Annotated in this window: 12 protein-coding genes; 7 read left to right on the top strand and 5 right to left on the bottom strand. The window is 46.9% G+C overall.

Annotation, left to right across the window (positions count from 1 at the left end; genetic code table 11):
- Positions 1-158: 158 nt before the first annotated feature.
- Both L990_RS00990 and L990_RS00985 read right to left on the bottom strand, forming a co-directional pair.
- Entirely contained in the window at positions 159-1,040 is an 882-nt protein-coding gene (locus L990_RS00990) for an ROK family protein (protein WP_047444595.1), read from the bottom strand.
- Positions 1,041-1,066: 26 nt separating this feature from the next.
- Positions 1,067-2,089, bottom strand: coding sequence for a LacI family DNA-binding transcriptional regulator (locus tag L990_RS00985; protein WP_047444594.1), 1,023 nt, complete (start codon positions 2,087-2,089; stop codon positions 1,067-1,069).
- A gap of 180 nt (positions 2,090-2,269) precedes the next feature.
- Between L990_RS00985 and L990_RS00980 the strand changes: the two genes are divergently transcribed.
- The 3 genes from L990_RS00980 to L990_RS00970 all read left to right on the top strand — a co-directional run bounded on the left by L990_RS00980 (position 2,270) and on the right by L990_RS00970 (position 5,282).
- Positions 2,270-2,758, top strand: coding sequence for an LEA type 2 family protein (locus L990_RS00980; protein ID WP_047444591.1), 489 nt, complete (start codon positions 2,270-2,272; stop codon positions 2,756-2,758).
- A gap of 98 nt (positions 2,759-2,856) precedes the next feature.
- Positions 2,857-3,336, top strand: coding sequence for an SPOR domain-containing protein (locus L990_RS00975; protein ID WP_047444587.1), 480 nt, complete (start codon positions 2,857-2,859; stop codon positions 3,334-3,336).
- A gap of 53 nt (positions 3,337-3,389) precedes the next feature.
- A complete protein-coding gene (locus tag L990_RS00970) occupies positions 3,390-5,282 on the top strand; it encodes an amidophosphoribosyltransferase (RefSeq protein ID WP_047444585.1) in 1,893 nt (630 codons plus the stop codon).
- Between the two features lie 72 nt (positions 5,283-5,354).
- Here the strand turns inward: L990_RS00970 and L990_RS00965 are convergent, their stop codons facing one another.
- The 3 genes from L990_RS00965 to L990_RS00955 all read right to left on the bottom strand — a co-directional run bounded on the left by L990_RS00965 (position 5,355) and on the right by L990_RS00955 (position 10,938).
- Positions 5,355-6,875: a DUF6850 family outer membrane beta-barrel protein gene (locus L990_RS00965; RefSeq protein WP_047444584.1), complete on the bottom strand. Its 1,521-nt coding sequence runs from the start codon at positions 6,873-6,875 to the stop codon at positions 5,355-5,357.
- Between the two features lie 78 nt (positions 6,876-6,953).
- Positions 6,954-8,150 (bottom strand): DUF4876 domain-containing protein, encoded by a 1,197-nt coding sequence (locus L990_RS00960; protein ID WP_047444583.1) that lies wholly within the window; start codon positions 8,148-8,150, stop codon positions 6,954-6,956.
- Positions 8,151-8,211: 61 nt separating this feature from the next.
- Positions 8,212-10,938 carry a TonB-dependent receptor gene (locus L990_RS00955; RefSeq protein ID WP_047444582.1) on the bottom strand — a complete coding sequence of 909 codons (2,727 nt, stop codon included), beginning with the start codon at positions 10,936-10,938 and terminating at the stop codon, positions 8,212-8,214.
- A 231-nt stretch (positions 10,939-11,169) separates the two neighbouring features.
- Between L990_RS00955 and L990_RS00950 the strand changes: the two genes are divergently transcribed.
- From L990_RS00950 to L990_RS00935, 4 genes are all read left to right on the top strand, one after another.
- Positions 11,170-11,877 carry a hemerythrin domain-containing protein gene (locus L990_RS00950; RefSeq protein ID WP_047445075.1) on the top strand — a complete coding sequence of 236 codons (708 nt, stop codon included), beginning with the start codon at positions 11,170-11,172 and terminating at the stop codon, positions 11,875-11,877.
- Positions 11,874-12,467 carry a response regulator transcription factor gene (locus tag L990_RS20555; RefSeq protein WP_052180626.1) on the top strand — a complete coding sequence of 198 codons (594 nt, stop codon included), beginning with the start codon at positions 11,874-11,876 and terminating at the stop codon, positions 12,465-12,467. Before L990_RS00950 ends, L990_RS20555 begins: the two co-directional genes overlap by 4 nt.
- Before the next feature lie 248 nt (positions 12,468-12,715).
- Positions 12,716-13,138: an OB-fold protein gene (locus L990_RS00940; protein ID WP_047444580.1), complete on the top strand. Its 423-nt coding sequence runs from the start codon at positions 12,716-12,718 to the stop codon at positions 13,136-13,138.
- Between the two features lie 96 nt (positions 13,139-13,234).
- A complete protein-coding gene (locus tag L990_RS00935; protein ID WP_047444578.1) occupies positions 13,235-15,289 on the top strand; it encodes a S46 family peptidase in 2,055 nt (684 codons plus the stop codon).
- Positions 15,290-15,614 lie beyond the last annotated feature (325 nt).

The following is a 15,614-nucleotide window of genomic DNA, read 5'->3' as shown; positions in this document are numbered from 1 at the left end:
TTGCTTGTTTATAGAGAAGACGAAATTCATGGGGATCTATTACACCGAAGCGGTAATTTTTTTCTTTTTTCTTCAAAAATAGGTCATAGGATCGATAAGATGAAAAAAGGGGATAAGCTACATTGCTTGTCCCCTTTTGCCTTTCCTGTTAAGGAAGCCTATTTAAAAAGTATCTTGTTTTTGGCGTCAAGGCAAAGTGCTGCCGCTCCAAAAATTGCAATATCAGGCGTTTCTGTCTGTACAATTTTTAACCGCTCGGCTGGCTCGCGGTAGTAGAATGAGCGAATTTGCTCTAGCATTGTCTTCTCGAAGTAAGAAAATGCCTTAGATAGTGCACCTCCAATGACAATGATGTCTGGGTCTACCGAGTACATGATGGTTTTGATGAGGTTTCCCACATCGTATCCGAATTGCTCGAATATGGCCAGCGCAATTTTATCTCCATCTTCGGCTCTATCCAAGAAAGTTTCGGCCTTAATGCCATATTTTTCCTCGAAATACCCTTCGGAGCAGTAGAATTCGTAGTCTTTTTCTTTGTATGGAATAAGTCCAAACTCTCCGGCCACACAGTTTCTTCCAGAGTAGAGGTGCCCGTTAAAGATAATGCCAGCACCTACGCCCGTTCCTATTGTTAGGCCAACAAGATTGTCATACGAAAGCCCGTGGCCGAAGTATTTTTCGCCAATAGCAAAGCAGTTGGCGTTGTTGTTTACGTAAACGGTAACCCCGAATTGCTGCTCGAGGATGGCTTTAAGGTGTACCTTCCGCCACGAAGGGATGTTGATTACCTTGTAGACAATTCCTTCCTTTACATCTACAACGCTTGGAACTCCAATGCCAATGCTGGTAACTTCAGGGGTCATTACCTCCTCAATGGTGGAGATTAGCTCGCGAAGAATTACATCTTCAACCTCACGGTTATTTATCTTGCGCGAAGTCTTCTGTTCGATAGCTTCGCCTTTTATACGGCCTACCTGGATGTTGCGCCCGCTCATGTTAACGCCAACAATAACCTCTTCGGTATCTCCTGTAAATATCATAGCTTAATATCTTTTCATTAGTTGAATTACCTAAAGCTTGTTCCTCGCACAAAAAGATCGGTTGGAACAATAATCGTATTGGAGGTGATGTGCTCATTATCTTCCGAGAGCATCTCCTCAACCTTGGCCGCTAGCTCGTCGGCCATTCGGTTGGCATCTACCTCTATGGTCGAAATAGAGGGGGTTATAAATTTGTTGTATTCGAACGAACCAAAGGCTATCACCGGAATGTCGTTAGGTACGTTGATGTTTTTGGCCTTCAACGACTGTATTAGCAGCAGCACATTGTGCGGTTTGGCTACGATCATTGCGTTGGGAGGCTCAGGTAGTGAGAATAGGTACTCAATGGCATGGTCTACCGAGTTGTCTTCCAAATCGCAGTTAACGACATACTCCGATCTCCAAGCCATTCCAGCCTTGTATACGGCCTGCTTGATACCTTTTACAATCTCCTCGTAAATGGGGCAGCGACGGCTACCTACTATAACCCCAATCCGATTAGCGCCGCTATTAATAAACTTGCTAGCGGCAGAAAAAGCCCCTTGGAAATTATCTGCAATGATCTTGGGCACGGGATAGTCGAAGTTTACACGGTTAAAGCAAACTAGCGGAATACCCGCATCAATGAGCTGCCCAAAGTGGCTATAGTCGGTGGTGTCTACAGAGGTTGAAAGCACTACAAGCGCAGGTTTTACTTCGATAATTCGCTCTACAATTTGCTTCTCCACTATCGTATCATTCCCTGTAAAGAATGATGAAACGATAATCCCTTTCGGAAGTAGAACCTTTTGAAGCTTATCTAGAGCGGTTCGGTACATTCGGCTATTCAAGTGGGGGCATACCAGCGCAACAATTTGCCCTGTGGAAACCAACCGCTTGCCGTAATCCGACAAACCTGGTTTGTAGCCCAACTCTTTGGCCATCTTTAAAACCTTCTGCTTAGTAGCATCGCTTATACGAGGATGGTTGTTTAGCGCGCGCGATACTGTTGATACCGAAATACCCAGCTCGCTTGCGATGTCATCTATGGTTATATCCATCCGTTTCATAAAAAGGACACTTTTGTTTGCACAATTTTACAATAAAAAACAATATGCCTTGCGCAAATCCAAGTTTTTTATTCAAATAATTGCGCAATTTCATCCAATTGCTGAATTAATGCTTTTTACAGGAAAAAGAATGGTTCACCGCACCTATTTTACTATTTTAGCCCCCACAAAATCTAACTTATGCGACTAGCGAAACTCGTAATTGCTATGCTGATAGCCTTAACGGTTGCTTCATGTAGCAGCTATAAGGATATCACTATCGAAAAGGTGTCTAATGTAAACGTTAAGGAGATTAACGGATCCTCCATAATTGTTGATTTGAACCTGCAAGTCAACAATCCTACCGGTAGCCGGGTAAAACTCAACGAAGTTAACCTCGATATCATCAAAAAAGATGCAAAATTTGCCCACATATCGTCGGTAGGGAAGGTTGTGGTGCCAGCACGCTCTGTTTCGGAGCGGACGCTAACCTTGGAGGTGCGCATTACCAACATTCTATCGTCGGGCATGATGCTGCTTGGCAAAAAGTTGAATCCTGACGACTTTACCGCCAACGGATATATAAAGGTAAGCTCATTTCCCTTTTCGAAAAAGATAAAGGTGGAAAACCAAAAGGTAGGTAGCCTAGTGAAAGGGCTAGAAACCTTGATGCCGGGAGCTAAGCGGTAAGACGAAGGCTTTGATTGCCCGTGGATGCTAATTAGTAAATTGATTTTGCTACCTTTGAAACCAAATAGTTCGCACCAGAACAGCAAACGAACTGAATAATGAAGAAATTGTTGATTGCCACCGTACTTCTGATTGGAGGATTAAAGGCTGGATTTGCCCAAAACTACAATCCTACAGATACGACACAGCACGTTGTTAGCTATAACATCTACGACGAGCTGGCAAAACAGGGCGACAAAGGGGCTGAAGTGACCCTTAATGAACCCTCTTTCCTAAAAATGGCCATGCAGCTGCAGATATCTAGAAATGACGGCGCATTTAGCATGGATGGTTACCGTATAAGGCTCTATTCCGACAACAAACAAAACTCCCGACAGGCATCCGAAGCTATGGTTAACGATCTTGCCCTGAAGTATCCCAACGAAAAGGCATATCGAACCTACTCATCGCCCTACTTCCGTGTTTCTATTGGCAACTTTAGAACCTTAAGTGAGGCCCGAGCCTTCCTCGAGATCATTAAGTTGGAGTACCCTAAGGCTTATCCTGTAAAGGAAAAGATCAGCTTCCCACCCTTATAGTGGGATTTTTTTATTCCCGAAATTCTTGAAAACAAAATAGATCAGAACAAAAGATGAGCGACCAAATTAAGCACGAGTGTGGCATAGCCCTGATTAGACTTCGCAAACCGATGGAGTACTACAAGGAAAAATATGGCTCGTGGACTTATGGAATCCAGAAGCTTTACCTCCTAATGGAAAAGCAGCACAACAGAGGACAAGACGGTGCTGGTGTTGCTAGCGTTAAAATAGACCTCGAACCAGGTAAACGCTACTTCGACCGCTACCGTTCTAACAACGCCGCTCCTATTAAGGATGTTTTCGACAACATTCGTAAAGGAATTGCTATGGCAGACTCCTCGCTGGTGCTAGACCCTGCTTGGGCCAAGGAAAATGTCCCTTTTGCTGGAGAACTTTACCTAGGGCACCTTCGTTATGGTACATTTGGTAACCACTCCATCGATTTTGTTCACCCGGTGATGCGCGCCAACAACTGGCGTACTCGCAGCTTGGTGCTTGCAGGTAACTTCAACCTAACCAACGTCGACGAGCTCTTTAAGCACCTTGTTGATCTGGGACAGCATCCAAAAGATTTTACCGACACCGTTACCATTCTTGAGATGATGGGCTTCTTCCTCGACGAGGAGAACCAGATGCTCTTCCGTAAGTACAAGAATGAGGGCTTCAACAATAAGGAGATCACCAAGCTGATTGAGGACAACCTCGATATTAGAAAGGTGCTTGAGATAGCCACCAAAGATTTTGATGGCGGTTACGCGCTTGCTGGCCTTATTGGGCATGGCGATGCGTTTGTTGCTCGCGACCCTTGGGGAATTCGTCCTGCCAACTACTACATCGATGATGAGATTGTGGTGGTTGCCTCCGAACGTGCCGTAATTCAAACTGTGATGAACGTTCCTGCCAGCGAGGTGCATCAGGTTAAGCCCGGAACGGCACTTATTATCCGTAAGAATGGCGATGTAGCCCTCGAGCAGATTCGCGTACCCCAAACCCGCAAGTCATGCTCCTTCGAGCGCATCTACTTCTCTCGTGGAACCGATAAAAACATCTATATAGAGCGTAAGGCCCTTGGAAAAGGGGTTGCCAACCAAGTTTTAAAGACGGTTGATTACGACTTGAAGAATACCGTGTTCTCCTTCATCCCAAATACTGCCGAAACTGCCTTTTACGGTCTTGTTGAGGGCGTTGAACGCTACATGGCCGAGCAAAAAAAGCAGCAGATCATTGAGGCAAACGGCAATATTACCCAAGAAAGGCTTATTGAGATTATCTCCGAGCGCCCAAGAATTGAGAAGATTGCCGTTAAGGACGTAAAAATGCGCACCTTCATCACGCAGGATCAGGACCGCGACGATATGGTTGCCCACGTTTACGATATTACCTACGGAACCGTTGTTCCTAACGTAGACAACCTGGTTATCATCGACGATTCTATTGTTCGTGGTACAACCCTACGCCAAAGTATTCTTAGAATGCTTGACAGGCTTAGCCCTAAAAAGATTGTTATCGTTAGCTCGGCTCCGCAAATTCGCTATCCCGACTGCTATGGTATAGATATGACCAAGATGGGTGACTTTATTGCCTTTACTGCTGCCATCGAGCTGCTAAAAGAGAAGGGAATGGAGAGCATTATCGAGGATGTATACCAGCGCTGTAAGGCTCAGCAGTACCTTCCTAAGGAGGAGATCATCAACCATGTTAAGGATATCTACCGTCCTTTTACCGACGAGCAGGTATCTGCTAAGATTGCGGAGATGCTTCGTCCTAAAGCCATGAAATCTGACTTGGAAATTGTTTACCAAACCGTTGAGGGGCTTCACGAAGCTTGTCCGAACGACCTTGGTGACTGGTACTTTACCGGAAACTATCCAACCGATGGTGGAAATCGCGTGGTAAACACCGCTTTCATCAACTACATCGAGGGAAAGAACCAGCGCGCTTACTAAGCCGATATTTTTACAATATAGAAAGGGGAGTAGCTTAATTGCTATTCCCCTTTTTGCATGTAAAGCCTTATCTCAGATAAATACGGTAAGGGTGATGCTGTATAGCTTATAGTTTCCAAGGTTTGGTAGGTGTACTAACCTTGCTTTGGGGAAGATTTCTATGCGCGAACGGCCATACTGGGTGGTTACGGTAACGCCTAATTCGCCCGAGTAGGTATTTGCGCTTAGCACCTCGTAGTTGTTGATGTAGGCATTTCTAAATTGCTCGGCTATGGGGCGTAGCTGTATGGCTTTGGGGTCATCGCTGGCAGCATTTTCGGTTGCTGCATCGATGGGGGTGAGGGAAATGGTGCTGCTATGGCTAAAGCGGGCGGCTACTCCTGCATGTGGTATCAGGTAGAGGCGTCTCCATTTAAGCTGGTGGTCGATGCTGGCATTAACCGACGTGATGGAGTAGGAGGCTTTTTCGCGGGGGATGGCGTAGGTCTCCTTGTAGCTCTGCTCGCTGGCTACGAGCTCTATTTTGCTATAATTTTTTGTGGTTGCGCGGCCTTTTTGGTAGATATATCTTGCTCCGTAGCTAGCTGTGCTATAGCTATACTTTTGCGAGCTGGCCGTTTTTATCCAGTTATATTCCGTTGTAGTTGGGTTGGCCAGTACCTTGGTAAAGGTATTCTCTGTTCCTTTTCCATTAAATGTAGCTGCAAATACCTGAAATAGCTGATAGCTCAGCTCTTTTTGCGATTCTAGCGAAGCACGATAGGTGGCCTCTGTTAGCTTATAGATGTAGGGGGTGAGCAGCGATGATTTTTGTTGCTCCTGTTTTATGCCTCTCAGCTGCATGTCTAACGAGAGGGTGGTTGCCCCAAGCTTGCGCTGTAGGGTCGATTCGAGCAGCGTTGTAGTGCCTACATACTTTGTTTGCTGGTAGGTTTCCTCCTCTGTCCACTGGTAATCGAACCGATGCAGCCCTAGTGGGCGCAGTAAAAGCACCTTTTTGCTGGGTGTAAAGACCCGTATATCCAAATCTTCTGCCGAGTTACCCAAGCTAAAGGCTGCTCCCATCAGCCATTTTTCATCATTATAGTGAGCCGATAGCCCAACCTGCAGATCGAAGAAGGTATTTTTAGGTCGAGGATCTGCCGTTTTGAATGCGGTACCCGCATTGTATCCAAAGTTTGCCCCTACCAGCAGCTTCGGACGTAACCTGTACGATAGCATTCCTCCAAAGGCGTAGCTTTCTGTATAAAAACGTCCTGTAGAAGTATCGGCCACCTGATACGGATTACCCTGCGCCAGCGTTAATGCATTTATCCACTTTGCGCCTGCCCTCATACCTCGTTGATAGGATGCATATCCTATGCTCGCCAGCTTATCGCCTCTTATTCCTCCATCTACCACAAAGCGGGTTTCCTCTGCGCTGTTTCCCTCTGTTAGCACGTACCGTTTACTTTTCGATTCGTCCCAATGTTGTAGTACCATGCGTGTACGAAAGGTTAACGAGTCGAGGTGCAAGGCAGAGGGGGCAAAGTGTACGTAGGGGGTAGCCCCCTTAGAGGCATCGATCTGAGCCGAAACCCCGATCGATGCCATGCAAAGGAGCATAACTAGAACAACACTATAATGTTTGGTTAAGTGCATAGCTATAATTTGCCTTCGTTGTTAAGGGTTTTAGTTGTTAACTCCGGGTGCTGTCTTCTGATTTATCTCAAAATCTTTAGCCGAGTTGTTGGTATCCTTATACACTACCCTTCCGTTTACCCTTTTTTCCACCTTGCGGCGTACGCATAGGCCCGAGTTGGAGGCATCTACGTAGGTGTAGCTGGCGTCTACGCTTACAGGTAGCGCTTTTTGCTTAAAGGCTGATGGATGGCTTAGCTCCACTCCATCAATTATCCTATCGTAGGGTATCTTTACTCTTATTAAAGGATCTTTTCCTGCCGAAACTGTGCGCTTAACGGTATTGGCTGTTATAAAATCTGCCATTTTTGCCTCCTGGAATATTAGGTAGCCTCGATATCCTTTTTGATGCAGCACCCATAGGGTGTTAGACGATACATGGTTTGGGATTAGGTTGGGAACTTCAGGAACATCCACATCAATACTACTCTTATCGTACCACTCGTAGTTTGCCTTTGTTAGATCTATGCTATTGGCATTTTCTTTTCGATGATCCATCGCAATATTTGCCAGTACGATGCTTTGTCCTGGCTTTACGGGTACCTCTTTCCCTGATCCGGGTATGGTATATATGCAGTTTACTACTACGCCATCTTTTACGAGCTCGGCCCACGGATTAACATCCAGCGTGGTTGTAAAATCTACCTCGCAAATGGATAGCCCATCGGCATAAAACTCCTTATCCGAGTTGTTGTATAGCTCTATGTACTGATCCTTCCAGTATGTCTTGTTTAGCGGGGTGCTTACTCCGGCAAAGTAGGCCTCCTTTATAATAAAACCTCCGCTTGCCATCGATGGTGTTAGCGAAACGGCTACCGAGAACTCTTTGCCGACAACCGAAACACTTTCGGTAAGCCCTCTAAAAATCATCTCCTGCGTAAATTCCTTTTGTGCATCGCCGCTACCTAGTGATGTCTTTACTGTTTGCTTCGATTCTACCGATATGGTATAGGTTCCCGATTCTACCATTGCTTCTGCAACCGAGTTGCTTCCTACCTTTGCCTTGTAAACTATTCCCGAGGTGGCGTTTTTTAGGTTAACCTCTATTCCTTCTGCCTTAGCGTCCGAATAGTCTGTAGGGAATTCCACCTTAACGGCCAGCTTGGTTGTTGCAACCGAGTCGTCGTCTTTGCTACATGACGAAAAGATCGCCAGCGCTGCAAATAATCCTAAGAGAGTTTTTCTCATGACTGTGTTATGTTTGATTGATACTTGTTTCGTTGTCTATTTTGGTGGTTGTAGGGCATTGCTAAATGCCCACCTTTAGCTCTACTCCAAAGAAGGGGATAGAGCTAACCTTTACTTTTGTTCCAGATATAAGCTTGTAGCTGGGTTTGTACTCTGCAATGCGGTTTACCAGCATCGAAACCTGTGCGTTTTTCCAGAATTCCTTTGTTAGGCGAAGGTTTACCTCGGTCATCATAGGTACCCTGCGCTCGTTGAAGTAGTAGTCCGAATACTTTTCGACCATACGGCTCATGTAGGGATCGTTTGCCATATCAGCGGTAAAGGGATGCTCTACGCCAGCCAAGTCGAGGTAGGCGCGGGGAAGTCCAGTACGTTTTCCGTAGCGTACCGAGCTAAACCATACGTTTTGGATAACGCACGAAACGATTAACCTATAGGCTGGGATGTTGGTAACAATCCGTAGGTTGGTGTTTAGCTGCTTGTAGGTGCTTTCCTCGCCCTTATCAAAGATTCCAACATAGCGGTAGGGCTCTCCCAAAATACGACCAGCAGGGTAGCTGTAGGTGCGGCTGTCGGGTCTTGTCTTTTGGTAAAAGAAGGCACCATCTACGATGATGGAGGTGTTTATTGCTTCGATTCTTTTCGACGAAAGGGCGTACTCCATCCCTTTTCGTAGGGTGTATATGCTATTTACAGGGGTGGTAATGCCGGTAAATAGGGTGTCGGGATTCCATTTAAAATCGGAAATGCTAGGTTTACCAGGGTTACTTCCATTGTAGCTGCTGTTGTCGTACTCCTTGTAGATTATGGGGAATATGGTGCTCCTAAAGTCAAACCCATTTTTTTGAACTTCGTGAAAAAGGGTGATGTTTGTGCTAAAAAGCGCGTTGTCCCAATCAATTCCGGCCTCCCATTTGGTGGTTTTTACAGGCTTTATGTTCCTGTTGGTTGTCTCCCTTACCATTGTATTTACCCAAAGTAGCCTTTTCGCTTCGTTTTGCGAGAAGTAGTTTAGCTCAACAATATCCTCGTAGTCTTTATCTGGATATAGATGTAGCAGGGTAGGTGTTTTAGACGATGTTCCTGCTCCTGCTCTTACGGCTAGCAGGTGGCACCAGCCGTTATCCCTGTTGGCGTAAGCAAGATATCGCATGTTGAATCGTGGCTCTACAAAGATTGTCCCCTCGGCCGATGTTTTACCCGCCGCATGGTAGGTGTTAAGCCTTACTCCACCTTGTAGCTGCAGCACCGATTGCCCCATCTTCACGTTTATCTCATCCTCTACGAATAGCGCCCCCTTTTTCATCCAAGGAAGCGAGTGGTATGCTCGTGGGCGTGTTGCTCCCAGCGTATTGGCCAGCGGTGGGCGTGTTGGGTCGAATACCTGTCCGGCGCCAAGGTTGGCATCGGTTCGGATATCTACCCCAGTAAGCAGCTTATGGCGTAGGCCAAGCAGCTTAAAGCGGTTGGTAAGCGATGCATTTGCCGCTAGGTTTAGCGGTTTACCATCTATCAGCAGCTTTGCATAGTATTCGCTTGGTAGGTATATCCCCTCGTACTCGCCCGATACCCTGCTAAGGGCTAGCGGTTGAGGTCCCTTTAGGGCAACTATCTTTTTCTCCATGCTCTCTTGGTGCGCATAGCTGCCCGATAGCCTATAGGTAAGCTGCCAGGTTCCTTTCTCCTTGGGCGATAGCGTTCCACCTGCGTTGAGGCGTATTCCTTTTTCTGTCGACGAGTATTTCTCCTCCAGCGTTATTAGCTCAGGGTCGCTTTTTCGTACATCGCTAGAGTAGCTTAGCCCCAGCTTGGCGTCAACCTTATGCTGAAGCTCTCTTTTGGCAAAGGTGCGCGCCCATCCTAGCTGCGAGGTGTACCTATCGTACCCAATATATGGCGTACGCAGGTCGGAGTACGAGCGGGCATAGTCGAAGTCGACGTTCACCACCCCTCTACCTTTTGTAAGGGCAACCCCTTTCCCTACACTTACCAGCTTAAGCGCTGGTTCCGATTTTATGCGGATGTATAGCGGCGTTTCGCCTGTTTTACTTTTCAAAATCATCATGCCACCGGTAACCTCTCCGTACTGAGCCGATGGTATTCCTCTAATAACCTCCACCTCCTGTAGCCTATCGGTGGTAATGCTTCGTACATCTACCCCGCCAGCTGCCACGGTCGAGTATTTTTCGCTAGCACCTGCTGTATTGTTTACCTGCATGTTGGCATCGTTGCTTATGGGGGCTCCATCTACCACGATGGCCGTTCCCAGCGCCGTGTTGTTGTCTGTTTTTATCTGCCTAAGGTTAAGCTGCTGTGCGTTGGCTATCGATCCATCTCGCGATAGCATTCCCGGTAGCAGCTGCATGACATCAGCCAGCGACGAAGCTTGCAGGTGCCCAATTGCCGCCTCTCCAATGCGCGAGGTGGAGGTTATTCCGGAGCTTCGTTTTGCCGTAACCACTAAATCTTTTATGCGTAGGTCGGCTTGTACCATAAAGGCATCTACCTGCCTTATGCTATCGCCCACTACAACTACCTTTTCTTGGGGCACGTAGCCTAACATCGAGAACTGTAGTACCGTCTCGCCCTTCTCAAGTGCCAACCGAAATGTTCCATCTTTGCTTGTTACCGCACCTTTTACCCCATCCTTTACCGATATGGAGGCGTACTGCAACGGTTTTCCCGTGCGTAGGTCGGTTATTCGCCCTGTTACTATGCCATTTTGAGGGTAGGCCAGCAATGCTTGAAATGCGATTAAAAGGAATAGGAAAAGCTTTCGTGAAAACATGGTAGTGCGTATCTCTAAAAAAAGTTCACAAATGTATCCTGGCATGTCGCGGAGGGCAATCCCATTATCCCATGAAAAGATGGGCTACATATACCTAATAATGGGGATGGACACGCCCTGCCACGTTCGTTACCTTTGTAGAAATAAAATATATGCTAAGGATTGTCCTACCGCATGCATCCAAAGTGGCATGGTAGGCATACATTCTGGTGGGGAACTAACAATATGGGTATGATAACGAGCGATAAGCTGCTGCTGGAGCTGAAAATGTCCGATTTAATCAACAAAAACTACCGGTTACTGCTGGTGCTACAGCGGTTAAACATCGGTTTGGGCTTTAAAGATTTGTCGGTTGAGGAGGTATGCCGCGAACATGGCATTGCCCCCGGATTCTTTTGTATTCTTGTTAAGCTTTACAACGAAGGGAAGGTTTTGATTACCTCTCCCGTAGAGCGGCGATACTTTCCTAACCTCGTACTTTTTCTCCGCAACTCGCACGACTACTTCCTAAAGGAGAAGATTGTGGAAATTGATGCCGCAATTAAGGATTTCTCGGCGTCGTTAGAGCATGGTGGGCACGGATTGTTGGAGCGCTTTTGGAGCGAGTACGCCCGCGAGGTGGAGAAGCACATGGGATACGAGAATCGTCAGGTTTTTCCGCTTATCATCTCCCTTTACGAGCAGAAAAGCTTCCCCCTAGAAGGGCTACAGTTTATCCAGCAGTTCGAAGAAAACCACGACGACATTGCCGAGGCGCTGATGGACCTCAAAAATTTGCTTATTAAGTATTTCCCGCTCACCGAAAAGGAGCGTAACCGCCACCGCATACTTAAGGATCTTTTTGAGCTAGAGGAGGATTTGCAGCTCCATCAGCAGGTGGAGAACTTTGTGCTTATACCGTTGGTAAAACAGCTTACGCAGGAGAACATACAGTTATGACCTACAACGTTCTTATACTCGATAGCTCTGAGCTTATACGCATTGGGATGTGTAAGGCCATTTCTTTGGGTCTTTCTGTAGGCCATTGCCATCAGCACGAGGAGGCTTCGAACCTGTGCTCGTGGTTGGAGCGTAATAAGGTAGATATTATGGTTTGTAATACCATATTTTACAACGATCTGCGCTGTATTGTTGCCAAGCTTCCTTCCGAAAGGCCTCTTATGGTGGGCGTTGTTTCCAACATGTTCGATGAAAAGATAGGTAGCTTTTTCGACGAGCTGATATACCTAAACGACCCGTTGGATAAGATAGCCAAAAAGCTGCAGATGCTTGTGGAAAAGGAGCATGTGCCAGCCGCTAAGCTAAGTACAGACCTGTCTGACCGCGAGCGCGAGGTGCTGCACCTTATTGCCAAGGGGTACTCGCATAAGGAGATATCTGACGAGCTATTTATAAGCATCCATACCGTTGTTACCCACCGTAAAAATATATCGCAGAAGCTGGGAATTAAATCGGCATCGGGGTTAACCGTTTATGCCATTCTGAATAACCTAATTGCTCCAGAAGAGATGCAGAATATGCTGCAGTAGCTGGCATTTTCTTTAGTAGTATTCTTCTATAAAACCCTCCTACTACCGTCCCACTTATGGGACGGTTTGCGTATAGCGTCCAACCATCCAACCTTAGCTGCTTATCCCATATTTATGGTATGGTGGTAGCCATTATTCCCCTTCATTGGGGATTTTTAGAGGGCTGTGGGCGCTATACCTTTGTCGCACCCTACCGCTAGGGCGGTGGTTAAACCAATTTTGAAAAACCAAATTACGACTCATCCAAAATGAAGAGAATTATTCTTATGATGCTTTGCGTTATGCTAGCAAGCAGCTACATCTTCGCCCAGAAAAAGGCTGGTACCGCTACCATTACTGCCAACGAGTTTTACGCCAATGCTCCAAAATATAAGGGACAAACGGTTATTGTTAAGGGTGTTGTTAAGCACATCTGCTCCCGTTCGTTTCAGAAGCTATTTCTTACCACCGACGATGGTAAGGGGTTTGTAAGGGTTAACATAGAGGGCAAGGATAAGTTTGCCAAGAATCTTATAGGTAAGGATATTGCCATTGTTGGCAAGGTAGAGGCGCTAGAGCTGGCTACCGCCAAGGGATGTGATGGCGGAAAGGCCTGCGACGATGATAAAAAAGCTTCGGCTGATGGCAAAACCATATACTATGTGCTTTGCCAATCTTACGCAGTAGAGTAGTAGTTCAAAATCAATCATCAAACAAGCCTTTTCTTCTCTGGAGAAGAGGCTTGTTCTTCTATCACGCTTTAATCGTAGCACTATATTCGCTTACCAATGAAAAAAATTGCATTGCTGGTTGCCGTACTTTTTGCCGCCAGCAGCTCAAAGGCCGACGGGGGCATGTGGCCTGTCGAATCAATACCTTCGTCTATTATTAAAAAGCTGCAGACCGATGGCGCTGGCGCCCTGCTTGATGGCAGCATGCTCAAGAAGCAGAAGGCGGTGGTAATTTTCGGACGTGGCTGTACGGGATCGTTCATCTCCAGCAACGGACTTATCCTTACCAACCACCACTGTGCCGCCGATTACCTGAAGCAGCTCTCGGCTGACGCCAAAAATATCCTCCGCGATGGCTTTGTTGCCAATACCCGCGAGCAGGAGATTCCCGTACCTGGCTTGTCCGTTAAGATTTTACATAAGGTGGTGGATGTTACCCCCGAGGCCGACTCGTTGCGCAAGCTGCTGGCCAACAACAACCCCATGTTTATTACCAAGCGTATTATCACCGTGCTTCAGAAGAAGTACTTCCCAAAAACCGACTTCGAATGCGAGATCGATAACGAGCAAACCACCGGCAAAACGAAGCTTTATGCCTACGAGGTGCTTAACGATGTTCGCTTGGTGGCTGCCCCATCAATGCAGCTGGGCCGATTTGGTGGTAACGCCGACAACTTTGAGTGGGAGCGCTACCAGCTCGACTTCTCGCTCTTTAGAGCCTACTCTAGCAACGAAGGTAAGGGGGTAGAGTACAATGCCAACAATAAGCCATTTGTGCCTAGCAGCTGGTTTGCCCTATCGGCTAAGAAGGTAAAGAAGGGAATGCCCCTTTACACCGTTGGCTATCCGGGCTCTACCAGCCGATATGTAACTTCGGAGCAGGTAAAGACCTTTGTTGCCAATGCCGACTCCATAACGGCTACCGTACGTAACCGCCATCTAGCATTTTATGCCGATCCGCTTCCTTTAAATACCAGCGCGGAGCGCGATTTGAGCGAAAAGATATTTTCGTATGCCAACGCTGCAAAGTATTCCGAGGGGAGATTTGAGGGTTACCGTAGGTGCAACCTTTACGGTATGCTAAGGGGCGACGAAGCAAAGCTTGCGGCCACCCAAAAGATGCTAGTAGATAAGATTAACCGCTTTGCCATTGAGATGCGCCCCATAGTTAGCACCCACACTACCCTTATCGAAACCATGTTTAAGGGAACCTCGGTGCTGATACCCGGTATGCGCGCAGGACAAATATCCAAAAGCTGGAAGGATACCGCTGCACGCGCTAAGGCCATTGCCAACCTAATGAAATGGTACGACGAGTACGCTGCTACTACCGATTTTGGAAGGGAGCGAGCCCATTTCGAAAGCCAGCTGGCCAACCTAAGCCATGCTCCTTTACTTTCTAAAAGTGCCGTCATCAGCCGTATTGCAACCTTAAGCTCCGAGCGCCTTCGCAGCTACTGCGATTCCGTTTTTGAGCATAGCATCTTTACCTCGCCCAAAAGGTTAAGCGCATTTGCTGCCAGCGGTACCGAGCAGCAGCTTAATAACGATCCGATATTTATTCTTGCCAACGAAACCTACGACTTTGCGGTAGAGCTTAAGAGGTTGGCCAACCCTTGGCAGGATAGCGTACGCGTTTACTCTAAAAAGCTTTGGGACGAAAGGAGGAAGGCTGGCATAGAAACCGCTCCCGACGCCAACTTTACCATGCGCCTAAGCGTAGGTGTTGCCGCCGATGCGCCCACCTATGGTGGTGCTACCAAGCCAATGGCAACAACCTTTGCCGATATGGCTCGCGTAAACGGTAAAAAGCCAACCTACAACGTAGATAGGGGGCTGCTGGATAGAATTGCTAGCGATAAAAAGCTGGCAAAGCAAGCCTTATGCTTTGCTTCTACCAACGATATTACGGGCGGAAACTCCGGTAGCCCAGTGCTCGATGCCGACGGCAACATTATTGGTCTTGCCTTCGACGGAAATTTCGAATCGCTCCTTGGCGATGTTCGCTACCTGCCCCAGTATAATAGAGCCGTTAACGTAAGCATGCAGGCCGTTGTCGAATTTATGAAGGTTGTTGCCCCATCTGCCAATGTGGTGAAAGAATTGCAATAAATAGGCGAATGGCTATTCGTTTTGTATATGTAGTTATTCATAGGGATTGATAGATGTGACCCTACCCACCAATGGCTACCCTTTACAGCGGAGTCCGGGGTGGCCGATATGGTAGGGAAAAAAAGGTTAGCACCCTTTTTAATGAAATGATAGAGTGTTTTGTTAAGCTTGCTTTCCTTTCCCCCACCTGTATAGATAGCAGTGCAGGTGGGGGATTATTTTTGTACTATAGCGTGGAGGAGGTAGCCCTTTTTGCTGCTGCGCTAGCTATAGCATCATTACTACTGCAATTTACTTCTTGGTGATTGCCTATTTTAGTCGAAAC

The sequence above is a fragment of the Alistipes sp. ZOR0009 genome (assembly GCF_000798815.1).
In the GTDB taxonomy this organism is placed as follows: Bacteria; Bacteroidota; Bacteroidia; order Bacteroidales; family ZOR0009; genus Acetobacteroides.
This window is presented reverse-complemented; position numbering and strand designations above follow the sequence as displayed.